At 68.8% G+C, this 22587-nt stretch carries 20 protein-coding genes and 4 pseudogenes; 13 read left to right on the forward strand and 11 right to left on the reverse strand.

Annotated features, from left to right (window positions below; all coding sequences use genetic code 11):
- Positions 1–73: 73 nt before the first annotated feature.
- Positions 74–550 (forward strand): DUF6924 domain-containing protein, encoded by a 477-nt coding sequence (locus ACH4S8_RS40055; RefSeq protein WP_398403345.1) that lies wholly within the window; start codon positions 74–76, stop codon positions 548–550.
- 140 nt (positions 551–690) lie between these two features.
- On the opposite strand, the gene ACH4S8_RS40060 is transcribed toward ACH4S8_RS40055, so the two are convergent.
- Positions 691–3012: an FGLLP motif-containing membrane protein gene (locus ACH4S8_RS40060; RefSeq protein WP_398403347.1), complete on the reverse strand. Its 2322-nt coding sequence runs from the start codon at positions 3010–3012 to the stop codon at positions 691–693.
- Positions 3013–3572: 560 nt separating this feature from the next.
- Entirely contained in the window at positions 3573–4169 is a 597-nt protein-coding gene (locus ACH4S8_RS40065) for a hypothetical protein (protein WP_398403349.1), read from the reverse strand.
- 164 nt (positions 4170–4333) lie between these two features.
- On the opposite strand from ACH4S8_RS40065, the gene ACH4S8_RS40070 reads away from it, so the two are divergent.
- From ACH4S8_RS40070 to ACH4S8_RS40085, 4 genes and pseudogenes are all read left to right on the forward strand, one after another.
- Positions 4334–6109: a sensor histidine kinase gene (locus ACH4S8_RS40070; RefSeq protein ID WP_398403352.1), complete on the forward strand. Its 1776-nt coding sequence runs from the start codon at positions 4334–4336 to the stop codon at positions 6107–6109.
- On the forward strand, positions 6100–6750 hold the full coding sequence (locus ACH4S8_RS40075) for a response regulator (protein ID WP_398403354.1): 651 nt from the start codon (positions 6100–6102) through the stop codon (positions 6748–6750). The genes ACH4S8_RS40070 and ACH4S8_RS40075 overlap by 10 nt, the downstream gene beginning before the upstream one ends.
- A 24-nt stretch (positions 6751–6774) precedes the next feature.
- Positions 6775–7217: pseudogene (locus ACH4S8_RS40080) on the forward strand (transposase); the annotation flags it as partial.
- On the forward strand, positions 7214–7681 hold the full coding sequence (locus tag ACH4S8_RS40085; RefSeq protein WP_398403356.1) for a hypothetical protein: 468 nt from the start codon (positions 7214–7216) through the stop codon (positions 7679–7681). The pseudogene ACH4S8_RS40080 and the gene ACH4S8_RS40085, both read left to right, overlap by 4 nt.
- Positions 7682–8125: 444 nt before the next feature.
- On the opposite strand, the gene ACH4S8_RS40090 is transcribed toward ACH4S8_RS40085, so the two are convergent.
- Positions 8126–8647 (reverse strand): hypothetical protein, encoded by a 522-nt coding sequence (locus ACH4S8_RS40090; RefSeq protein WP_398403358.1) that lies wholly within the window; start codon positions 8645–8647, stop codon positions 8126–8128.
- 323 nt (positions 8648–8970) lie between these two features.
- On the opposite strand from ACH4S8_RS40090, the gene ACH4S8_RS40095 reads away from it, so the two are divergent.
- A complete protein-coding gene (locus ACH4S8_RS40095; RefSeq protein ID WP_398403360.1) occupies positions 8971–10746 on the forward strand; it encodes a sensor histidine kinase in 1776 nt (591 codons plus the stop codon).
- Positions 10747–11505: 759 nt separating this feature from the next.
- Here ACH4S8_RS40095 and ACH4S8_RS40100 read toward each other — a convergent pair.
- Positions 11506–11997 carry a hypothetical protein gene (locus ACH4S8_RS40100; protein ID WP_398403362.1) on the reverse strand — a complete coding sequence of 164 codons (492 nt, stop codon included), beginning with the start codon at positions 11995–11997 and terminating at the stop codon, positions 11506–11508.
- Positions 11998–12305: 308 nt separating this feature from the next.
- Positions 12306–12422: pseudogene (locus tag ACH4S8_RS40105) on the reverse strand (short-chain fatty acyl-CoA regulator family protein); the annotation flags it as partial.
- Between the two features lie 153 nt (positions 12423–12575).
- On the opposite strand from ACH4S8_RS40105, the gene ACH4S8_RS40110 reads away from it, so the two are divergent.
- The 3 genes from ACH4S8_RS40110 (at position 12576) to ACH4S8_RS40120 (ending at position 15190) form a co-directional block, all read left to right on the forward strand.
- A complete protein-coding gene (locus ACH4S8_RS40110) occupies positions 12576–13421 on the forward strand; it encodes a MarR family transcriptional regulator (protein WP_398403364.1) in 846 nt (281 codons plus the stop codon).
- Between the two features lie 570 nt (positions 13422–13991).
- Positions 13992–14579 (forward strand): RNA polymerase sigma factor, encoded by a 588-nt coding sequence (locus ACH4S8_RS40115; protein ID WP_398403366.1) that lies wholly within the window; start codon positions 13992–13994, stop codon positions 14577–14579.
- A complete protein-coding gene (locus ACH4S8_RS40120) occupies positions 14576–15190 on the forward strand; it encodes a hypothetical protein (protein ID WP_398403368.1) in 615 nt (204 codons plus the stop codon). Before ACH4S8_RS40115 ends, ACH4S8_RS40120 begins: the two co-directional genes overlap by 4 nt.
- A 202-nt stretch (positions 15191–15392) precedes the next feature.
- On the opposite strand, the gene ACH4S8_RS40125 is transcribed toward ACH4S8_RS40120, so the two are convergent.
- The 3 genes from ACH4S8_RS40125 to ACH4S8_RS40135 all read right to left on the reverse strand — a co-directional run bounded on the left by ACH4S8_RS40125 (position 15393) and on the right by ACH4S8_RS40135 (position 17539).
- Positions 15393–16106 (reverse strand): hypothetical protein, encoded by a 714-nt coding sequence (locus ACH4S8_RS40125; protein WP_398403370.1) that lies wholly within the window; start codon positions 16104–16106, stop codon positions 15393–15395.
- Positions 16103–16249: a hypothetical protein gene (locus ACH4S8_RS40130; protein ID WP_398403372.1), complete on the reverse strand. Its 147-nt coding sequence runs from the start codon at positions 16247–16249 to the stop codon at positions 16103–16105. The genes ACH4S8_RS40125 and ACH4S8_RS40130 overlap by 4 nt, the downstream gene beginning before the upstream one ends.
- Positions 16250–16486: 237 nt before the next feature.
- Positions 16487–17539 (reverse strand): Lrp/AsnC family transcriptional regulator, encoded by a 1053-nt coding sequence (locus ACH4S8_RS40135; protein ID WP_398403374.1) that lies wholly within the window; start codon positions 17537–17539, stop codon positions 16487–16489.
- A 334-nt stretch (positions 17540–17873) separates the two neighbouring features.
- On the opposite strand from ACH4S8_RS40135, the gene ACH4S8_RS40140 reads away from it, so the two are divergent.
- Positions 17874–18710 (forward strand): alpha/beta hydrolase, encoded by an 837-nt coding sequence (locus tag ACH4S8_RS40140; RefSeq protein ID WP_398403376.1) that lies wholly within the window; start codon positions 17874–17876, stop codon positions 18708–18710.
- The gene (locus ACH4S8_RS40145; RefSeq protein ID WP_398403378.1) at positions 18682–19500 is read left to right on the forward strand and encodes a helix-turn-helix domain-containing protein; all 819 of its coding nucleotides are present in this window, start codon (positions 18682–18684) and stop codon (positions 19498–19500) included. Before ACH4S8_RS40140 ends, ACH4S8_RS40145 begins: the two co-directional genes overlap by 29 nt.
- Positions 19501–19811: 311 nt before the next feature.
- Here ACH4S8_RS40145 and ACH4S8_RS40150 read toward each other — a convergent pair whose 3' ends face one another.
- Positions 19812–21008, reverse strand: a complete 1197-nt coding sequence (locus ACH4S8_RS40150; RefSeq protein ID WP_398403380.1) for a serpin family protein — start codon at positions 21006–21008, stop codon at positions 19812–19814.
- Positions 21009–21255: 247 nt separating this feature from the next.
- Between ACH4S8_RS40150 and ACH4S8_RS40155 the strand changes: the two genes are divergently transcribed.
- A complete protein-coding gene (locus ACH4S8_RS40155) occupies positions 21256–21546 on the forward strand; it encodes a hypothetical protein (RefSeq protein ID WP_398403382.1) in 291 nt (96 codons plus the stop codon).
- Between the two features lie 77 nt (positions 21547–21623).
- Here the strand turns inward: ACH4S8_RS40155 and ACH4S8_RS40160 are convergent.
- A pseudogene (locus tag ACH4S8_RS40160) lies at positions 21624–21821 on the reverse strand (transposase); the annotation flags it as partial.
- A 165-nt stretch (positions 21822–21986) separates the two neighbouring features.
- Between ACH4S8_RS40160 and ACH4S8_RS40165 the strand changes: the two are divergent.
- Positions 21987–22289, forward strand: coding sequence for a hypothetical protein (locus ACH4S8_RS40165; protein WP_398403384.1), 303 nt, complete (start codon positions 21987–21989; stop codon positions 22287–22289).
- On the opposite strand, the pseudogene ACH4S8_RS40170 reads toward ACH4S8_RS40165, so the two are convergent.
- Positions 22286–22587: pseudogene (locus ACH4S8_RS40170) on the reverse strand (transposase); the annotation flags it as partial. The gene ACH4S8_RS40165 and the pseudogene ACH4S8_RS40170 sit on opposite strands and share 4 nt — an antisense overlap.

The raw sequence follows: 22587 nt of genomic DNA on the forward strand, positions 1-22587 counted from the left end.
CATTCGGGAGGCCAGGCGCCTTGCCATCGACAGCCGGTGACGGCTCACCGACCGTCACCGGGGAGAGGGATCCATGAGAGTGTTGCCCGCCGTCACCGGCCGTAATGAGTGGGACGTTCTGGTCGCCAGGACCGACTACCGTGATGACCAGGCTTGGCAGGTCGTGACGGCGGCACTGCTGGAGCCCTGGGGGGACAGGCAGTACGAGGCGCACGTCCACTTCATAGACGACCCAGCCTGGGCAGGAGCGACTGTCGACGAGGTGCTGAATGCGATCCGCGCCGACGAGAACCTGGCCGTTGTCTTCCTCGCCGACCGGACAACCATGGAGGCCCAGAGCCACGCGTTGTTGGCGGTCACCACGCTGACGCGTAAGGACTGCCTGGACGACGAGGACTACGAGCAGCTGACCGAGTTCGGCCGTGAGTTCCGTACCGTCCCCGCAGGGGTCCACGACGTCCACTCCAACCTGGACATCGGCAACCTGGGCTTCGAGGAGTACGCGGGATGGGCTCACGATGATCCCGAGCGGATCTACCGATCCTTCTGAACAGAGTTCACGGAACTGCGCACAGAGCCAGTTCCGAAGAGTCATCAGCACCGCCGACAGCAAGGTCCCCGTTGATCGATGAACGGGGCCGCAGCCTCCATCCTGGCGCGTCATAGGACGCTTTGCGCGCGGCCGCCGTGTCAGGAATGGGTTTGCCGCTCATAACGCGCCACGTACCACCGCAGGGCCAGTGAGAAGGCCCAGGCGGCCAGGAACAGGCAGGTGGCGATCCCGAGGGTCCACCAACGCAGATCCCCGTCGACCGCGAGACCGGTGCCCACCCCTGGATGGAGGCTGTGCAACAGGACGTGGAAGTAGAAGGTCAGGCCGGTCAGGTAGAGGGCGTACCAGGCGGGCTTGTTCCAGTGCTTCAGGGCGTGCCCGTCCATGCCGGACAGGGGGAGCAGGCCGAAAACCACCACCTCGATTCCAGCAACCACCGCCAATCCCAGGGTGTAGGCAATCACGTAGCGGAGGCTGCCGGGCGGGGCGTGCCCTCTCCGGGCGGCCTCGACCAAAGGTGCGCTCAGTACCCAGACGAGTACCGCGGTGGCCAGCACGCAGATCCCGCCGATCAGGACCGCCTGGCCCTTCGGCATCTGGCCGGCCCCGGGACGCGGAGTGCCGAGCACCAGATAGACGGCGATCAGGCCGTACACGTAGGGCACCGGGAACTCCAGGAATCGGGACATCGCCGTCATCAGGGCCGCGAGCAGCAGGCCCGCGGGGACCACCCGCAGCTCGGACCGGAACCCGATGCCGCGTGGGCGGAGCAGGGATTCCTTCGTCTTCTCATACGCCACCAGGACCATCAGGATCCCTGCGGCTGCGCCGACGGTCTTGGCCGCGGTCGACGGACTCCAGCCGGTCCTGACGTCGGCCCAAACGGCGAGAGAGCCGCCGAGAAGCGCGAAACCACACATCCTTGCCCAGCCGGGCAGCCTCGCCTGCCGTGGCTGGCGTCGCCGCTGCCGCCGGCACCGCCACCAGCGGCCTATCGCGTTGTCGGCCAGTTGGTTGGGGAAGGCCTTCTCCAGGAGAAGGACCAGCATCAGGAACCATGCGGCCATGGCGGCTGACCCGGCCAGGTCCTTCAACGCCCACGAGACGTGGGCCGGGGTGCGCAGGGCCTCGACAAGGCCGGGTGCCGGGTTGTTACCGGGTGTTCCGCCCGTGCCGCGGCCGTTTGCGCCTGTGCTGCCGCCCGATGACGAATGCGAACCGCCTCCGCCGTTTCCACCCGTGTCGCCCCCCGATGACGAATGCGAACCACCGCCGCCGTTTTCATTCGTGTCGCCGCCTGTGGGCGACGGGGTGATCGCCCCTGTCTTCTTCTCCGGGTGAGCGGTGGTTCCCGTGGGGAGCGCGAAGTACGTCAGCTGGTCCGTCGGCGGCAGGCTGATCTCGCCGGCCTTCTCCCGGTTCTTGCCTGCACACTCCAATTCCACGTCCCGGCGACCCGCCATGTCGCCCGGGACAGGGGCGTGGAGGTCGATGAACTCCCAGCGTCCCGCCCCGGCGTCGCCCTCGTGGGAGTCGGCGTCCAGCCAGGTGTCCAGGCGGCGGCCTCCGATGACGATGGAGCCCTGTGCGCACGCGCCTGGGTAGCCGGTCAGGTGGATGGTGACCTCGCGGGGGTCCTCCGTCAGATTGCTGACGGGTACGGGGTTCACGGTGAAGGCCGCCGAAGCCTGCACTTCTCCGGGAGCCCCGCATCGTGCGGTCACCTTGTGCTCCCCTTCCTCGGCGTCGGACGGAACGGAGAGCGTGATGGTGAAGTCGCCGCTCGCCCCGGGTGTACCGGCGGCGACGGGCTCACCGTCCCAGACGACGTCCACTCCCGCCCCCTCGTCGCACAGGAACCCCGTGCCGGTGAGGGTCGGTTCTTCCTGGGGGTGCCCGGAGTCGGGTGACAGGGAGATCTGCGGGGCGGGCCGGGTCGGCTCCACGACCTCGAAAACGGCCTCGGCGGTGGGCGCGTCGTCCACGGCCGTGCAGTACGCCGTCATCTCGTGCGTTCCCACGGCGGCGTCCGCCGGCTCGGTGACGGACTGTGTGAAGCCTCCTGTGCCGTCGACCGTCAGGTTCACCGGATCCTGCCCCTGCACGGTCAGGGTGAGCGGGCCCGCGAGGTCCGCGTCCTCGGAGCAGTCGAAGTCCGAGCCCGTCACGGTGAACGACTCGCCTTGTTCCACCGGTTCGCGGGGTGGTGTGAGCGAGGGGGCGGCGGGAGGATGCGGCTCGGGGTAGTCCGTCCGGGTGTCCGTCGGCTGCGGGTCGGGCTGCGTCTCCGTGGGAGCGGTGGGCCCCGGTGTGTCGTCCACCCTGACGGCGACGGCCGTCTCCCGCGCGCTGCCGCCGGCCGCGGCGCCACATGGCACCGCCGTCATCGACACGAGCAGTAACGCCGCGATGACCATGCCCCACACCCTCTGGCCCTGCATCCGTCCAGCCGGCCTCATGACCGTGTCTCCCCCTCACGCCCGCGCGGCGTCCCCCACCGTGTCCCCTCGGCCCTGCCCATGCGAGACGAACGAGCAACCTCTGGTCGTTTCCTGCCGTGGGGGCGCGTCATGGTGCGGTCCCGCGCTCGACAGGCTCGTGCGACTTCGGTGAACCCCCGGCGCCGACCCTCATGGGCCGTGCACTCCGGGTGTATACGCCCGCTGGCATCGCTCTCCCCCTTGATGCGATGGCATCCCTTCATGCGGTGAAATCCATCCCGTCTTGTTTCCGGAGGCCTCGGGCTCCTCCGGCCGATCCCGGCACGCTGTCGCAGCGATCCCGAACTCGGCGGTGAAGAATCCTTGGTTGCGGTTCGGCATGAGCTTTGGCTGATCAACACCTGAAGTCATCTCATGTGGTGAAGCGTCGCGGCGAAGGCGGCGGTGGCAGCCGAAAGAGCGAGCCCTGACCAGCGGTAGGTACGGGGCCTGCCCTGCACGAACCATTGAAAGCGAATGGTCATACGCGCCTTCCAGCCGCTCGAGTTCGGAACGCCGGCACAGGCGCTCATGCGGGATCAGGACTCGCGATGCTCCCCCGCGAGCGGCAGATCCCATCGCGCCGAGTTGTGTGACCTGCTCCGGCCGCGGGCGACGGGGCCCGCCGTCGTCTGCCTCATGGGCGTGTTCGACAGTGAGGACGCCCGGACAGCGGTGATCTTGATGAAGGTCAGCGGGGTGCTGCCACTCGCCACGTCGTGACCGCAGGTGAGCGTCACGACCCCGGGTGCGGCATAAGCATGGACCACGTTCAGGGACATCGGGACGCCCGCGATGGTCCCGTCGTGGTTGGCGACAGAACGGTCGTAGTCGCCACCGGCCTTCAGGTAGCAACGGATCGTCTCGTTGTATCCGCCGGCCACCGCCAAGTTGAGCTTCGCAAAGATGGCGTAGCTCCCTGCCGGCAGGTTGAGCCTGCCGACCTCGACCTGTCCGTTGGCCGCCGTGGTCAGTTGAAATTGATCCCTGTAACCGCTGTACACGGCGGCTGGACCGGCCGCCGCGGTCGGCAGCGCGCCCGCCGGGACCGCGTTCAGTCCCACGAGCGCCGCGACGGCGGTCATGGCCATGGCCGTGACGGCGCAGAGCCGTCGACTGCGAGTTCCAGAGCTCATCCGTCTCTCCTTTTGCGCCGACATCCTGACGTCGTCTCACGTGTGACCTGTTCGACGTCCACTCGATGGTGCGCCAGGGGCTCACAGGCGCACATCGCCGGTTTCCGCGGTCACATCTCACGGAAAACCGTGATGGACCCGTCACGGACTGCGACGATCGCCTCATGGCTGCAGACAGCGGCGCAGCGCCGTCCCTACGCGTACTTGTCCTGCTGGCAATCCCAGGTGTGGCGCTGGTGGTCCTCAGCGTGTGGCTCGGACAGACCTTCGGTGAAGCGCCCTGGTCCGCGATCGTGTCCGAAACGGTCGTCAGCACCTGCTACTTGGCGGCAGGGCTTTCCGCTTGGCGTCTGAGGCCGCGCAGCAGAACAGGTCCCTGGATGTACGCCATGGGCACCGCCATGTTTGTCTCCGACCTCAATGACGGCCTGATGCTCCCCAGTACTCTGCCGGGCCGAGAGCTGATCACGCTGTTCGGCTCTCCGGCCTCCTGGGTCCAGCTCGCCATCATGGGCCACCTCGTCCTCGCGTACCCCTCCGGCCGACTGACCGACAGAACGGACCGGCGCCTGGCCACCTCCGCCTTCGTCCTGGCAGCCGTCGGGAGTGTTCTCGTGCTGGTCACGAAGACACCCGTACCGATCTGCGCCGACTGGTGCGGCCCGAGCCCCGTGCAGCTCGTGGCAGAGCCCGGCCTCTACCTGCGGATCAGAACGTTCCTGATCGGTTCGTGGATCGTCCTGGCCCTCGCCGCCGTCGTCCAGCTGGCTCGTCGCACGATCGGAGCCGGCCCCAGACGGCGGCGTGCCCTGGCACTCACCGCCATGATGGGGTCGCTGGCGGCGGCACTGTTCATTGTGAGCCAGGTCGGTGTCGTTGCCGTCTACGCCAGACAGGCGAGCACCGCCGTCTCGGCGTGGTCCTCTCTGTCGACGGTCTGGGCAGCAGTGGTCACAGTGCCGGTGGCCTTCTTCGTGGGACTGCTCAGAGAGCGGCTGGCCTTCGCCTCGGTCGGCATCCTGGTCGCCAGGCTCCAGCATGTCGACGCACACACCGTGGAAGCAGGCCTGGCAGAAACCCTGAAGGACCCATGTCTGCGAGTGGTGTTCCCCAACTCAGGCCAGTGGCTGGACATCGCCGGACGGCCGTACCATCCGGCCCGCGACGCGGGCCGGACGCTCACACCGATCGGCACCCCTCCCACGGCAGCGCTCGTCCACGACCCGGAACTCACCGAGGACAAACCGCTGCTCCACGCCGCGGCCTCCGCTGCCCATCTGGCCCTGGACAACGCCCGGCTCCACGCCGAGGTACGCGCCCAGCTCAGCGAGGTCCGCGCGTCACGGCAGCGTCTCGCCGCCGCCGCCGACACCGAGCGGAGGCGGCTTGAGCGGGATCTGCACGATGGAGCCCAGCAACGACTGCTCGGCCTGGGGATGGCCCTTGCGGCACTTCGCAGCAGGCTGCCTTCCACCGACGACCGTGAACAGGTGGACAGACTGGAAGCGGAGCTGCGCGCGGTCATCGGCGAACTGCGGGAGCTCGCACGGGGCATCCGTCCGGCGGTCCTCACCGACCAGGGCCTCGCACCGGCCTTGTCGGGGCTCGCCCGGCGGGCCGCTGTCCCCGTCACTCTCGAACTCCGGCTCGGCCCACGGCCCGCCCCTGTGATCGAAGCAGCCGCGTACTACGTCGTCAGCGAGGCCCTGCAAAACATCGTCAAGCACTCCCCCACCGCCCGCACCCGAATCCAGGCCGTCCAGCGAGAAGACCTGCTGGTCATCGAGATCAGTGACGACGGCCCCGGCGGGGCCCGTGCGGCACCCGGCTCCGGACTTCAGGGACTGGTCGACCGGGTCGAGGCCGTGGGAGGTCGGTTGTCGATCAACTCGCCGCCAGGTGGCGGCACACATCTACGAACGGAGCTGCCATGCGCGTGACTGTCGTCGACGACTCCATCATCGTCCGAGAAGGCCTGAACCGTCTCCTGCTGTCCGAAGGTCACGAGGTCGTCGGCTCGCTCTCGCGACCAGAGCACGTCGCCGCAGCGGTCACGGCCGAGCAGCCCGACGCCGTGGTCCTGGACATCCGTATGCCTCCCACCTTCACCGATGAAGGACTGCAGGTCGCCTCGACCCTGCGCACCATGATGCCGAGCCTTGCCATCCTCGTGCTGTCGCAGTACGGAATTCCCGAGTACGCGGCCCTCCTGCTGAAACAGGGCGCCGCAGGGACCGGTTACCTCCTCAAGGACCGCATTCTCGTCCCGTTGCAGCTCAGTCAGGCACTGCAGCGCCTCGTCCAGGGCGGCACGGTCATCGACCCCGACGTCGTCGGCGAGCTCATGGCCGCGCCCAGCCGGCTCGGCGCGATCGCCCTGCTCACCGAGAGGGAGTTGGAAGTGCTGAAGCTGATGGCTGAGGGTCTGTCGGACAAGGGGATCGCCGAACGACTCGTAGTCTCGGTGCACACGGTCGGCACTCACGTACGGCACATCTTCCAGAAATTGGACCTGCCGGCCGAAGCAGTCGGAAACCGCAGAGTTCTGGCAGTGCTGGCCTACCTCGACGGCTGCCAGTAGACGCGGTATCACCGGCTGGACCCATGGCGGGCGCTTGCCGAGGTGTTCCCCGCCGCACGGCCGCAGGAATGCTGGTTCCACAAGGCCCGCAACGGCAACAACTGCCCGCCGAAGTCCGCGCACCCTGGCGCGACAAAGACGATGCAGGAAAGCTACAACGCCGAGGACCGAGACCACGCCGAGAAGGCGATCGCGATGTTCACGAAGACCTACGGCGCGAAGTCCCCAAGGCCGTCGCGAAAATCACCGACGACCAGGAGGAGCCGCTCACGTTCCACGGCTTTCCCACCGAACACTGGATTCACTTGCGGACCATGAACCCGATCAATCGACGTTCTCCACGGTCAAGCCTCGCACCCCAGGCACGATGGCACGCGATCACCGGAGCCCACCTGGTGCCCCTGGTCCGTGCCGGCGCACGGTTCGAGAACGGCGTCCTGGTGGAGCGCGAGGAGCAGACCGAATGAACCTTCATGACATCCTGCAGAACCCGGACGAGCACGTCCGCTTCGCGGCCTACCTCGACAAGCTGCGGCAGGTCACCGACGCGAATGAGGTCGACCTGATCAGCCGCGTACTCACCGATCCGGACCAGACGATGGCCCAGTCCGCCGTGCTGCGGCACCTGGACCGTCGAGCCGCCGACCTCTTCCCCCATCTCGCCTACGAGGGGTGGGCGCAGGCGATGACCCAGGCCACGATCGACCGCCCCTTCCTGGCTCAACGCCTGCGGGAGTGGTCACTCTTCCGCGCCGTCACGCTCAAGCTGCCCTGGCAGCCGGACGACCTGCTCGGGGCATCCAACTGGCTCCAGCTCACGACCGCCGGCGGGACGAACACCAAGGCCATCGCAATCCTCGCCGAAGCCGGCCGCACCAAGCGGATCCGCCAGACCGCCAGGACCAGCCTCAACCACCGCAGCGAGAGCTGAAATCAGCTCACCACAACGCTTGATCATTGCTCCTCCTCAACTGACCGTGATGTCGCCGATCAATGCTTACGAAAATCTCGGAAGGGCCGATGACGGTACGGACCCCACCATCAGCAGTCTCCGACCCTGAACTGATCTGACCGTTTCCTGTCCGGCCCGCGCAACTCGGCGCGGACCGGACAGGAAACGGCCGAGTCCCAGCGACCGTCCGACGATTTCGTGGAGCCCTCTCGCGCAGTGCTGCCTCACATCGCAGGTCTGAACCGGTGAGCCAGTCGGCGTCGAGGCGGGATTCTCCCTGAGCGCCCGGCGGACAGCGGCGCGCTTTCCCCGGTGAGCCGATCGACCGGCAAGGCCGGCCCTGCAGCGTCGGCTGGGAGAGCACCCGTGCTCACGGTGGCCATCGAGGACAGCACTGTGCCGACGGCTTGACTCGCCCCTGGCTCACCAGTTGATGGTGAGGTCCTTGCGCTCCCCGGTGAATCGGAAGAGAGGGTTCCCGAAGCGGTAGGCGAGACCGGTGACGTGGTAGTTCCGGAGCACGTCCTGAAGCTGGGCGGTGGCAGACATGCTCTGGAGGTTCCAGTTGTCTCCTCCGATGCCACCGCCGAACGTGGTGTGCAGCGTGACGCCGCTGATCTCGTTGGGCATCACCTGGTGGCCGAACCGACGCTTCAGGTCGATCCCCACCTGGTGGAAGCTGCCGTTGCCCCAGTTTCCGCCTTTGTTGACGTTGGGAACTGTGACTGACACTCCCCGCAAGGAGACGGTGACGTTCAAGTTGTCGTTGCCTCCGCGCAGGTCGTCCCCTCCGGTCGTGAAGCCCAGAACGAGGCAGGACGAGTTCGCCTGGTCCTGGCATTCGCTCAGGTCAGCGGCGTTGGCGTGCGAAGTGGAAAGGGCGATGCTCGCCAGCGCTGCGAGGAGCACAGGGACAAGGGCGTTGCGACGGCGGAAGCGGTTCATGATGCTCTCCTGTGGCTTGGTCTGAGGGCGCGGTTGACTTCGCCGCCGAGTGGACTCGTTTGCCACCGCGTGCCTGATATCGGTGCAGGGCAGAAATCCAGCGTCCGATGGTTGGTCGAACAATGTCCGAGCAGGTCAAGGGCTCCTGCAGGTCAGTTCGCCGGAGAATTCCTGAGCGTCGCCCCGGGGCTTGGGGCTGGATCGATCGGTTCCTGCGTCCCATCAATGATGTGCGGGTGGTGCCTTAGTACACATCACGGGTTTCCACGAGTTCTTCTCACGAAAAACGTGAACGTGCTGTCACACACGGCCACGATCGTCTTATGGCTGCGAACACTGGCGTGCCCCAACGCCGCACGCTCGTGCTGCTGGTGATCGCAGGCGCTGGACTGGTCAGCCTCAAGCTGTGGCTCGGGTTGACCTTCGGCGAGGCGCCATGGCTCGAGGTCGTCTCCGGGACGTCGGTGGAGAGTTGCTACATGGCGTCGGGACTTGCCGCGTGGCGTCTACGACCGGGCAGCAGAACCGGCCCGTGGATGTACGCAATGGGTACCGTCGCGCTCATCAGCGACCTCAACGACGACGGGCTGATGCTCCCGCGGAGCCTGCCCGGTCGGGAGGTGATCGTGCTGCTCGGATCGCCGGCGTCCTGGGTACAGCTGGCGATCATGGGACACCTCCTCCTCGCATACCCGTCCGGCCGGCTGGCCGACAGGAGGGAACGGCGGCTGGTCGTCGCGGCCTTCGGTCTCGCTGCAGTGGGGAGCGTGCTGGGGCTGGTGACCAAGACACCGGTACCCGTCTGTGCCGACTGGTGCGGCCCGAGCCCAGTGCAGTTGGTCGCTGACCCCGGCCTCTACCTCCGCATCAGGGCTGTCCTGATGGGCTTGTGGAGTGTGCTCGGCGTCATCGCTGTCCTCCTCCTACTGCGCCGTGTGGCGATCTCCGGTCCGCGGCGGCGCCGCGCGCTCGGCATCACTGCGCTGTCGGGTTCACTCACCGTGCTCTTCTTCGGCGTGAGCGAGGCTGGGCTGGTCGCCAACTATGCCGGGCAAGGAGGTACGGCCGTCCCCAGGTGGTTCGCTTCAGCGGCTCTCTGGGGTGCGGTGGTCACCGTGCCAGTAGCCTTCTTCGTAGGACTTCTGAGGGAGCGACTGGCCTTCGCCTCGGTCGGTGACCTGGTCGGCGAACTCCAGCACGTGGGCGCGGATCGTGTGGAAGCCGGGCTCGCCAAGACCCTGCGGGATCCGGGTCTGAGGGTGGTCTTCCCGACGGCAGACGGCTGGCTGGACGTGGCCGGTCGACGGTACAGCCCTCCAGACGATGCGAGCCGGACACTGACCCCGCTCGGCGACCCACCTACAGCGGTGCTCGTCCACGACCCAGAACTCGCCGACTCCCGCCAACTCCTCCATGCCGCAGCCACCGCCGCCCGCCTGGCCCTGGAGAACGCTCGGCTGCACGCCGAGGTACGGGCCCAACTCCAGGAGGTCCGCGCGTCGCGCCAGCGCATTGCCGCCGCGGCAGACACCGAACGACGGCGGCTCGAACGGGATCTCCACGACGGTGCCCAGCAACGACTGCTGGGACTGGGCCTGGCCCTGGCAACGCTTCGAGGCAGGCTGCCAGCCACCGACGACCGTGCTCTGGTGGACGAGTTGGAGAACGAGCTGCGGGCGGCCATCGGGGAACTCCGGGAGCTCGCACGCGGCATCCGGCCCGCCGTCCTCACCGACCAGGGCCTGGCACCGGCCCTGTCAGGACTCGCCCGCCGGGCCAAGGTCCCGGTCGTCCTCGACCTCCAACTGGGCCGACGCCTCGACCCGGTCATCGAGGCAGCCGCGTACTACGTGGTCAGCGAGGCACTGCAGAACGTCGTCAAACACGCCAACGACGCCGGAGCGCGCATCGAGGCTGTCCAGCGGGAAGGACTGCTGCGCATCGAAATCAGCGACAACGGGCCGGGCGGGGCCTGCCCGGCATCCGGGTCCGGCCTACAGGGTGTGAAGGACCGGATCGAGGCCGTCGGGGGCCGGCTGTGGATCGACTCACCACCAGGTGGCGGCACCCGCCTGCGGACCGAACTGCCGTGCGGGTGACCGATGTCGACGACCCCGCTGTCGTCCGGGAGGTCTGCGCCGCCTCCTCGAGTCCGAGGGCCACGAAGTCATCGACCTGCTCACGCGGCCCGAGCAGGCCCTCTGGAGTTGCCGCAGCACGCCCAGACGCCGTCATCCTGGACATCCGGATGCCGCCCACCTTCACCGACGAAGGACTGCACGTCGCGGCAGCGCTACACAGGAGTGAACGCAGCCTCGGCATCATGGTGGCGTCGCAGTACGCGATGCCCGAGAACGCCGCGCACCTGCTCCAAAACGGCTCCGCCGACACCGGATACCAATCCGGGCCTCGGCGCACCTCATACGCCAAGAGCAGGGTTGTCGCAGACTCCCCCGCGCATGTCGCTTTCTCCCGCCCCGCGCTTCCTACGGTGAAGCCATGACACCCACACAGCCGGCAACGGTCCGCGAGAGCACCCCCACCGCGAAAGTGGTGATCGAGCAGGACGGTCCTGTGCTGCGCATCGCGCTCAACCGGCCGGAGAAGGCCAATGCCCTGGACGCGGACATGATCGCGCAACTGTCCCGCGCCATGACCTTGCTGTCGGATGATCGTCGGCCACCGTCGACTCCGAGCTGCCGCACCCGCTCAAGGCGGCCTCACCACCGTCTCGCCCGAGACACCGAACCGCCCTGGCGGCGATTCGGCTTCCCCCGACCCGCTCCGCGGGAGCGGGCATTCACCCCGGCCCTGAAGGACCGGGCACCCTACCCGAAAGCAAGGTGGAATCAGCGATGTCAAGCCGTGTGCTTGTGCATCACGTCGAGGTAGTGCCGATCGCGGTGCGGAACATGGTGGTCCCGGCCGGGCCGGCTGAAGACAGCGCAGACCTCGGCGGGCCGGGTGAGGATGCTCGACTGCTCGCCGAAGGTGAGGACGGGGTTGACCTCGTTGTGGCAGCCTGCGGTGTCGAGGGCCGTGATCAGTTCCTCGCGGAGCACAGTGGCCTCGAACGACTCGGCATCAGGCAGGACGAGTGGCGGGAGACTCACCGTTGATCCGGGCCAGAGGTTGATCCAGATGCCGCTGACGGCCCTCTGGGTGACGACCAGTCGAAGGCCTCCCCACGCATAGGGATAGCCGTCGATGTCGGGGCCCTTCATGAGGATGGCCGGGTGGGGGCGCCCGTGGCCGAGGAGATCCTCGGCCACGGTCAGGGGCATACCGCAGTGAAGCGGCCCGATCCGGCCGGTTCGGGCGAAGTCGACGAGCACGTTCATCAAGGTCACGGCGGTGACTGTGGCACTCTCCCGCGCCTGTGCGCACCCCGATATCAGTGCGATGGGCAACCCGTCCCGCCGTGTCGGATGTCGACGAGCGGCAAAAGGCGGGCCGTGTCCAGTTCGCGTGGTGTCGGGCCGGCCGGAGTGGGTGTCTCGGCAAGGCGGTCGAGTAGCCGGTCCAAGTGAACGGAGTCAGGCGAGAAGTCGTCCGCGGTCCTGGGGCCGGGACGGGCGCGCGCCGAACGGGTTGCGGACAGCGGCAATGCGATCGGCCCGGACGCGGCGGCCGGCCCCCGGGTTCTGGGAGAGCTCCCAGGGGACGGCACGAACGTGCTCGTGTTCTGGGCGATCCGCAGGGGATGGCCCAGCGGCGGCGCGGCGCGCTGGGAGCAGTCGAGGCGTTCGCAGACGCGGCAGCCCATGCCGATGGGGGGTGGTGGCGGAGGAGCTGCGAGCAAAGGATCCGGGAAACCGCCGCGAGCTGGGCAAACCTGACCGGCAGAAGACGGCCGGTACCCGCTCACCGATGAATTTCGTTGTGCCGGATGGTCCAATCCGGCACAACGCAACGAATGGAGAGCCCGATGGGCAAGGCGCATCCGACGACTCACATCGCCCGTCGCATGTTCGAGCTCTTGGAGCCGATCTGCCTCGTGACCTACTTCGCCGACGAGTGCAACGAGGAGCTGGCCGCACTCGGCCACCGCACCTACTGGGACGGCTACTTCGCCAGCCGCGCCGCACCGCTGGGGCGTGTACCGGCGCAGGTCGTGCACGCTGCCTTCTACAACTTCGCCGACGGGGAAGCCGCACGGCACATCCCGAGCGCGTGGGAGACAATCCCGCCCGAGGCCTCCGTCGCCGCGCGGGAGCGGGGCAGCACGGCCTCCCTACGGCGGATCCTCGGCGACGAGCTGGCCGGCTCCCCGGGCTTGGCACGTGCCGCCGACCTGACAGCCAAGGCCGCGACGAGCGCCCCCACACAAGGCCGGGTGATGTACGCCGGGATGCGCACCCTGGCGGTGCCGAGCGACCCAGTTGCCCGGCTGTGGCATTGCGCGACCATGCTGCGCGAGCACCGCGGGGACGGACACGTCGCCGCTCTCGTCGGCGCACGCATCGGCGGCACGGAGGCCCACGTGCTCTCCGCGCTGGCACAGGGAATCCATCCACCGGAGTCGTTCGGGCGCATCCAGCACCTGCCCACGAAGCGGCTGGCCGCGGTCATGGACGGCCTGCGCGAGCGCGGGCTCGTCGACAGCGAGGGCCGGTTCACCGACGCCGGCCGCGAAACCAAGCACCGCATCGAGGCCCTGACCGACGAACTCGCCGCCCCGCCCTACCAGGCCCTGCCTCCCACCGAACTCGACGAGCTGGTCACCGAGCTCGAACCCATCACCGCAACGCTGGTGGCCGCAGGATCGCAGTGACGCACAGAACTGACGGGACCAGGAGAGCGTTCCACGACCAGCTACGGGAAAGGACGACGAACCCGCTGGTGTCCTTCAGGCTGCCCACAGCCCTCCGTCTTTCGCAGCCTGACGGTCGGTCATGTCAGCCGGGTGACCACGACGAACAACGGCAGCCCTCTCAGTGGGCGGTCAGTGAGTCTTCGAGAGGGCCTGCTGTCGCCTGACGGCGTGGCCGTGGAGCGGTATCCGCCTGTCGGCGGACGCTGCCCTGGTGATGTGATCCGGTGAGCGAACACAAGACATATCCGAATGGCTTGCCGGACGAGCAGTGGTCGTCGATCAAGCCGGGCCGTGGGGGGGGGGGGAGGTGGTGGGCGAGTGCGGCGAGCCCCTTCTTCCGGAGCAGGCGGCGATCGCGCAGGGGCGACTCCCGCGGAGTGTGACCCACGACAGGCTCATGCTCCGTGTCGCGCCTGCCGACATGATCCGAGCCTGAATCCGCCCGGGGCTGTAAGAAATCCGGCCCGGCCGTACATCTCCTGGTTGACAGCCGTTGACGGGCGTTGACGGGCGGAACATGGAGGTGCTGTGAGACGACGACGAACAACCGCCGGGGAGTACGGTGACCCGGCCGGGCACCGGGCCCTGGAGGCTCTCTATACGGCTCATGCTGATCGGGTCCTGGCGTATCTGCTGCACCGTACGGACCGGGAGACGGCACAGGACATCCTGTCGGAGACCTTCGTGCTGGCCTGGCGCAAGTCCGGGGCGGTACCCGACGATGCCCTGCCGTGGCTGCTCGCCTCGGCCCGGCGGCTGCTCGCCAACCGCGTGCGGTCCGACCAGCGGCACCGTGCGCTGACCGAGCGCTTGGCGGTGATGGCCGACCGGACGGGGGCCGCGGAGATCGGGGACGCGATAGGGACACGGGCCGAGGTGGCCGCTGCGCTGTGGGCGCTTTCCGAACAGGATCGGGAGGTACTCGTGCTGAGTGCCTGGTACGGCCTGACGGCCAAGCAGGCGGCCGTGGTCATGGGTTGCACGGCCACCGCCTTCGCCGTGCGCCTGCACCGGGCGCGCAAAAGGTTCAGGGCAGCGCTGCCCCGTCCAGACCATGCACAGCCGGTCCATGGCGCTCTTGCCCAGGCCCACTTCACCCAACGGGAGTCAGCATGAAGCAGACCGTCAGCAAGCGCGGCCAGGCGTCCGACCTCGACGCCATCCACGCCTTGCGCCCCACCGACGACACCAACGGCTCCTGGGCGGTGTCCGAGCACGGCCAGGCCGTCCTGCGGGAGATCCTGCGACGTACCGAACAGCCGCAGAGCACGGCCGGTTCCGGGAGGCGCCGGCACCTGCTGATGGTAGGTGCGGTCACGGCCGTCCTCCTCGGGGGTGCCACCACGGCCGCCGTGGCCACATTGGGGCCATGGGGCGAGGACGGGAGCAATGTCATGTGCGCTCGCACGCTGTCGCCCGAGGCGGACCTGAGCCAGTTGCCGCTCAAAGCCGTGAAGGATTTCGATCCGCAGGACGCTGCGCGTTCCTGCTCGGCGGCCTGGGACCGGATGTGGAACCGGCCCATGCAGGGCACAGTGCCACACACTCCCAAGCCGACCCGGTTCGCGGCCTGCTATTTCCCCAACGCCCAGCCCGACAGCGGCAAGTCCTCCGCCACCGACGGCCATGGGGAACTGGGCGGGCCGGTGATCTACCCGGCGGACGGCTACCCCACGAAGGAAGCAGCCTGCGCAGCCATCGGCTCCAGGCCCGTGGCAGGCGGTTGAGACCGACGGTTTACACCAGTAGACATCCAACGGCGCTCCGGGTGGCCGAGCCCGCGGGCCTCCAGTCGTGAGGTTGGGCCCAGGAACTTCTATGAGCCAACGAGTCGGGCAAAGCGACGCCTTTGAAAGCGGCGAGACTCGGCCCCTTCCAGGCGGCCTCCCGCAGGGGCGGACGGTTTCCATCCGTTCCTGTGCTTCGATGTCAATCGGTCCGGTCGTTGAGGCCTTCGCGCACGAGCCAGTACGGGTAGCCGAACCGCTCACCGAGGGCGACGAGGCTTCCTCTGTCGGCGGGCACCTGGTACGCCTTCATGGCGCGCAGGAAGAACCGGTAGCCGAGGTCGGCGCACGCCTCGGTCACCACTCGCTCCAGGGCCGGCACGAGGCCGGTCACCGGAGCACCGAACGGCGGGTCCTGCGCCTCATGGCTCAGGCGCCCCGAGGCCGGATGGATCACTTGGAGGACGTCCCGTCGCAGTTCCTCGTCCACCACCGGCTGCGGCGGCAAAGGGACGAACGCGGAATCGTCTTGGCGCGCGCGGGCCAGCCATGCCGCTTCGGCGCGACGCAGCCAAGTACGGGCGCTGATTCCGTACTCGGCAGGGTCGAACAGGCCGTGTGTCGCCCCGAGCCACGCCGTGCGGATCGTGTTCTCCGGGAGCGGGGACCGCAAAAGCCGCTGGACGTCCTGGCCCAACTGCATCGCTTTGGAACGGTCGAACTCGTCGACCGCCAGTGACGCGAAGCCGAGCCATTCCGCGAGAGGTCCGCCCTCGGGGCGGGGGTGGCGATCCGGCTCCCGGTCGAACATGTCCACCACGCTCCACCGTGAGGCGATCCAGGTCAGCCCGACGTCCGTCACGTAGACGTCCTCCGGACAGCAGTTCTCGGACTCCTTGCCGTCAGTCAAGATCACCCTTCCGGATAGGAGGTGTAGACGACCCACTTGCCATGCGGGTGCTGTGCGTTCTTCTTGCCGATGTACTTCAGCTGCACGACGACCCAGTCGGTGTCGACGGAGCTCTTCACCGCTTCGGTGCCGGTGAGTGACCTCGGCACCCCTGGCAACGCGTCCGCGCGGCGGCTGTGGGAGCTGCTCCGGTGCTCCGGGCGGCCCGCACCACCGTCGTGACCGGGCCGACATCTCCTGTCGACCCGCCGCGGGTCCCGGGCCGGGGCGGACAGGGAGCCCCACGCAACGGTTCCCCGGTGGGCTCGTTGCACGGGACATGAGGAAGAAGCCGACTCCCGACCGGACCGGGTGAGACGCGTGGACTCGGTTCGTCGAGACAGTTGTCAGTTCCAGCTCTTCGATGTGACGTTCGCCCGCCCCTGGCCGCCTGGCCCTGGCTGGACTGGTGCGGGGGTGCGTTTGGCGGCGCGGCTGACGATGGCCGTCTCGACGTGGGTGATGCCCAGGCCGGCCAGGTCGCGGGAGAGGAAGCCGTAGAGGGCCGTCAGGTCCGGGAAGTACGCGGCCGCGTGCAGGTTCGAGGGTCCCGACGTCGCGAACGCGCCGTGCACCGCGGGGTGATCGGCCAGCGCCTGCCCGGCGGCGGCCAGATGGTCGGGGGCCACGTGCAGCAGGAGCTTGGCCTCGATAGGCAGCCCGAGGCGGCGCGGATCGACCAGGACCTGGGTGATCAGGCGGCCCTGGGCGGCCAGTTGGGAGAGGCGGCGGCGCACCGTGCTCTCCGGGTGGCCGGTGTGGGCGGCCAGGGCCGCCGCGGGCAGGCGCGCGTCGGGGGTGAGGGCGTCGATGAGGGACTGTTCCAGGGCGTCGGTGTCGACGCCGTAGGGGCCCGGAGAGCCGGAAGCGGTCGCCCCGGGGGCCGGCTCGGCCGGGGTCAGTGCTGCGCGTTCGGGCGCGGTCAGCACCTGGTGACGCCACTCGGAGGTGAGCCGGAAGACGTGCAGGATCGTGGCGCTCTCCAGGGACGTCACCGCCTGGGTGGAGGGCAGTTGGCGGAAAACCAGCGGGTCGCGTGAACCCGGCTCGGTGCGGGCGACCGCGAAGATCTCGTCACCCGAGGTGGTGACGTCGATGAACGGGATGTCCTCGCGCGCCGCGAGCGCGGCCACGATCGTGTCGAGCTTTCCCCGCAGGACCCGGATGCGCAGGAACAGGGCCCCGGCCGAGCCGCCGTTGCGCGGCCGCGCGACCGGTGAGACCACCACGCGCACGGTCCCGTCGGCGCCGAGCGCGTGCAGGCGGCGACGCACGGTGGCGGGGCTGAGCCCCAGCACATGGGCCGCCCGCTCCGCGGTGAGGCGGCCGTCCCACTGCAACGCGGCCACCAGCCGCTGGTCCACGAGGCTCAATACCGAATCCGCCGACGTACGCGCCATGAAGGACAGTTTCGCTCATTCTGCCGCTGTGCGGAGCGCGTCCAAGAGGCTGTGCCCCAAGTATGGAAGGCATCCACCTCGCTCGGCCTGACGGGCTGACCCCAGTTCCTCAGGACCGCCACCGGCGGCCCGGCGAAGGGGGCGCGCACTGCGGCGATGCCGCAAGCCTGTGGATTTCAGAGCACTTCGAGAACGACGATTCACCACGGAGGTCCATGTGCCCGCGTTCGAGCAACGGGAGAAAGTACGCTTCGCCAGCGGTGACACCTCGTGTGCCGCCTGGCACTATCCGGGGTCGAACGGCGGCTGTGTGATCATGGCCGGCGGAACCTCGGTGACCAAAGAGCCGGCCTCGGACCTGTTCGCAGCACGGTTCAACGACGCCGGTTTCGCGGTCCTGGCCTTCGACCACCGACGGTTCGGGGAGAGCGGAGGCACTCCGCGCCAGATCGTCCGCTTCGACGAACAGGTCGCCGACTGGCACGCCGCGATCGAGTACGCGACCGGTCTGCCGGACGTCGACCCGGACAGGATCTCACTCTGGGGCTTCTCCCTCGCAGGCGGCCACGTCTTCCGTGTCGCGGCCGACCACCCGCAACTGGCCTGCGCCATCGCGCAGACCCCGCTGGTCGACGGCCCCGCACTCGCTCCCCACGCGCTGCGCTCCATGACACCCCTGGCGGCCCTACGTCTGTTCGGCCGTGGTGTCGCGGACGCGCTCGGGGGCCGCGTCGGGCGGCCGCCACTGCTGGTCCCGACCGCAGGACCACGCGGCGCGGTCGCCTCGCTCACCACGCCCGACGCCATGGACGGCGACCGGGCCCTCGACCCCGACCGCCACCACGCGAACTGGGAGCAGACGGTCGCCGCACGGATCGCCCTGCAGATCGGCACGTACCAGCCTGGCCGACACGCCTCCCGTATCCGGTGCCCCCTGCAGGTCGTAGTCTGCGACCAGGACCAGAGCGTGCTTCCCGGCCCCGCCGTCCGAGCCGCCCGGAACGCGCCCCAGCACGAAGTAGTTCACCTGACGGGCACTCACTACGCCCCCTTCCTCGAGTCACACGAACAGGCCGTCGCGGCGGAGATCTCCTTCCTGAAGAAGCATCTGGAGCCGACCGGCCAGCGAGATGGCCGAACCCGTGGAACGCCTGACGGACGGCACCCGTGAGGGCAAGGCCCACGCGAACCTGCTCCTGGCCCAGGCGTTCGCGCAGATCCTCGACACGGAGTGTCCGGCCGAGTGGCGCACCGGCGAGGGGGTGCCGGACGCGCAGGCGCTCGTCGAGATCCTCCAGGAGCCGGGCGACGACCGCCGATACGTGACCGTGACGGCCGCAGAAGCCGAGGACCTCGACCTCGCGGACGCCAAGGCCCACCTCGCCACGCTCGACGGCCGCTCCGCGACCACCACATGGTGGCTGCGTGACCTGTTCGTCCAGCGCTATCCGAAGATCACGCCGGCCATGGACCGCATGGTGGTGCGGGACGGCGCCGTCGTCACCGCCGGTGCGGCGTTCGCCCACATCGACCTCGCGCTGAGCCTGGTCGCGCGGATCAGTCCGCGGCTGGCTTCCGAGACCGCTCATGCACTCTTGATCGACCAACGGCCCACGCCGAGCGTGGCCGCGTTCACCGACCACCTTCACGACCAGGACCGACTGGTGAACGACTTCGAGGTATGGGCGCGCACGCACCTGCACCTACAGGTCGGGGTGGCCGACGCCGCCCTCGCCCTCGGGGTGACCCGGCGCACTCTGGAACGCCATGTGAAGCAAGGGCTGGGGACCTCTCCGTACGCTTTCCTGCGCACCCTGCGCACCCTGCGCACCCTGCGCAGGGTGCGCGCGGAGCGGGCGGCGCATCTGCGCGCGACGACCTCACTACCGGCCGAGGACATCGCCCACCGCGTGGGCTACCGGGACGCAGGCAGCATCCGCAGGCTGCACAGCAGCCGGTGACCCGCACCACCACTGCTTGAGCGCACTCCAGAGTCTGTGTTTGAAGCCCGACCGGATCGCTGCGAACGACTCGTCCAGCACTCCGAAACCCTGATCGACCAGGCCGCTGTCACTCTCATGAGCAGCCGCCAGGCCCGCAAGGCGCCACCCCCGTTGTCCGAGGAAGCGGGCGCCGGTCGATGGCTGAGGAAGCCGCACTTTCACCGCGGCGGACACCGGCGGAGACACGGACCGTGCCCCGCGTGGACGTCCCCTCCCAGCGTGCTGTCATTCTGTCGACCGCACGACGGCGTGCATCGTCGTCCCGCTCACTACTCGTCGTCCCAGTCGTCCACGGGGAACGGCAACGGATCCATGACCCAGCCTGCCGTGAGCACGAGCCGCGTGTGGCGGTGCACGGCGAGGAAGCCGAAGGGACGGTCGAACGCGGCGCTGATCCTGGTGGTCACGTAACGGAGGTCGGGCATGCCCGCGGCGACTGCGCCGAACTCCGTCACCGCGGCCGCCTCGAAACCCAGCGCGCCGAACTTCGCCATGGTGTTCTGCTCTGCCGATCCGACGGCGAGCGGGAAGGCGCTGATGCCGGGGAAGTGCCCGCGCGAGGCGTCCCGTGCCGTCGTGAGCCCGAACAACTCGTGCAGCTTCAGCAGATCGTGGCTCGCGTTCATGCTGTACGCCACGGTCGTCACCTCCAGCGACGGCGGCTCGGGCCGCGTGCGGCGCACCTTCTCCACCCGCAGGCCCGGGCCCACGTTCCCGTAGGACAGCCGCGGCCCCGGCACGACCGCGCACCGGCCGGCGAGGATGTCCACCCCGGCCCTCAGCACTTGCCCCGGCTTCATGCCCTCCTCACCGAGCAGCAGGTGCACGTCCAGGGCATTGCTCCCCAACACCTTCAGCTCAGTGACGTGCCCGTCGGCTGTGTCCGCCACCCCCACCCGGTCCAGCACGGCACTGGAGCGCCACAGGCCCAGCCGCGGCTCGGTGACCCAGGGCTCGTAAGCCGTCTCCAGTTCCACCTCATGGAAGGGGTTCAGCCACTGTGTGCGCATGGCCAGCGCGCTCGCCAGCACCATCTGCGTGTCCTCGGTCAGCGCGACCGGCATACGGTCGATCAACCCGCCCGTCCGCTTCACCGCCCAGGCGTCGAGCGCCCGGCCGTCGGCCACCGGGTCCCCGGTGAGCACCCCATGGGCGTCGGCCGGCAGGCCCGCCTCCCACTCCGCCCTCAGCTCCAGCGTGCGCTTCGTCCACAGCCCCAGAGCCGTATCCAGTCCCCGCATGGCACCCATCGCAGCGAGCAACTCGCGTGCGGCGGAGGCCGCTTGACCGACGGGGAGCCCGAGAGCATCCGCCAACTCGGCCCGCGCCGTGCCCTCGGCCCCGTCGGCCAGGTGAGCCAGCAGCGGCCACACCCCCGCCGCCGAGAACACCGTGCCGCCCTCTGAGGCATCGGCCCACCGCGCGGTCAACCCGTTCACCGCGCGGACCGTCGTCGCGACTCCCATCCCACCCCCATCGCCAGCGCACTCATGATGCGCCCCGTCATACGCCAGTTCAGCGTCACCGCCGCCCAGCCCGGGATCACGGTACCCGGGCCGCACCCAGGCGCCCGGACACACCTCTGCGAGCCCGGCATCAGCACCTCCAAGCGCGTCCGGACAGACGCCTCACGGGGGTCGGTCGGAGAGGCGGGAGTGTGAGATCTCCGCGCAGGCTGAAACGGCCCGGCACAAGATCGCAGCGCCGACAGCGATGCTGGACGGGTTCGACACCACCGCCGGGGAGATCCGCACCATCTGTAGGACACTGCTGGACCTGCCCGATCCACCACCGTCCGAGCCGCCGGACGCGAAACTCAAGCAGCTCGCCGAGCGGGACATCCTGGCCGAGACCGAGCAGAGGCTTTTCGCCCTACCAGCCGCCCCCGGCCGCGGACCCCGCCTACCGGCGGCCGCACCGGCCTTGCAGCGCTGGTATCCCGTGTTCCGGCGCGTGCTGTTCATCCTGACCGGCGGGGCCGCCAGGCGTTCAGGATCGCGCTGACCTCCTCGACGGTGGCCACTGCCTTGGCGGCCGCGTACGCCTCGTGCCTGGCCCGGGCGTTGCGGCGGCGTTCCTCACGAGTCGACGGCGCCGGTCCACCCAACCCGGCCCACCGCATCGTCCCGGACCTGGACGTGCTCAAGAAGCTTCGCCCAGGTCCCGTCCGACGCTCAGTGGGCGAATCGCTCGTAGAGCGTCTGCTACGGCCGGTACCGCTCCGGCAGGTCACGCCAGGGACGGCCACTCCCGTCCACCGGCAGCAGCAGGGGCTCCATCCGCTCCCACGCCGCGTCCGTCAACTCGCCTTGTCCTGACGCAAGATCAATTATCAGCAGGTCGCCGCACCTAGAGTTCTGGGCCAGGACGGTAGTGCGCCTCGCCTCCGGCATGATACGAGGATCGCCAGGAACAGCGAGGGGCGCGGGATGTTGCGGGGCGCGGTGGCAGTCTTCAAGGAGGAGCACCGGGATGCACCGGTGCTGCTCGATTCGGAGCATGCGATCGACGCCATGCTTGACGCGTTGATCGTCGCCGGTCCGCTCCACAAAGCGGCCCAGCTGGAGTCCTTGGACCGCCCAATGCTGTTGTCAGGCCTGCCTGACCACATCTTCCTGGTCGGGGTCAGCGCCGGTGGGCAGTGCGGCATCCTGTCCTACAGCACGGGTGAGGAGGGCGCTTTGATCCCGGCCGGCAAGGCGACCGCGCCGGTGGCAACCTACATGTTCAATACCTACCGTTCCTAGGGACTGAGCGGGAGTGAGTCCTGTTGCCAGGCCTCATGCTCAGTCGAACGCCCCGGACGGTGTTGGGCGTTCTGGTCACCCGCGTTCGCTGCGCGTCCGGGCGGCATGGATCGTGTCCGTGGTCCGGGGACGCGTGGGCGGGTTTCCTCACGCCCTGGGGTCTCCGGTCGGGCCTGGACGGTCCGATGCCCGTATCCATCGCTCTGGTGGGTACGGGGCGGTGCCGTCCGACGCCTGATCGGGTGCCCCAGGGCGCGTCTTCCGATGGCCACGGCGGCAGCGTCGTGGCGGGTGGTGG

The sequence above is a fragment of the Streptomyces sp. NPDC021080 genome (genome assembly GCF_044333225.1).
Lineage (GTDB): Bacteria > Actinomycetota > Actinomycetes > Streptomycetales > Streptomycetaceae > Streptomyces.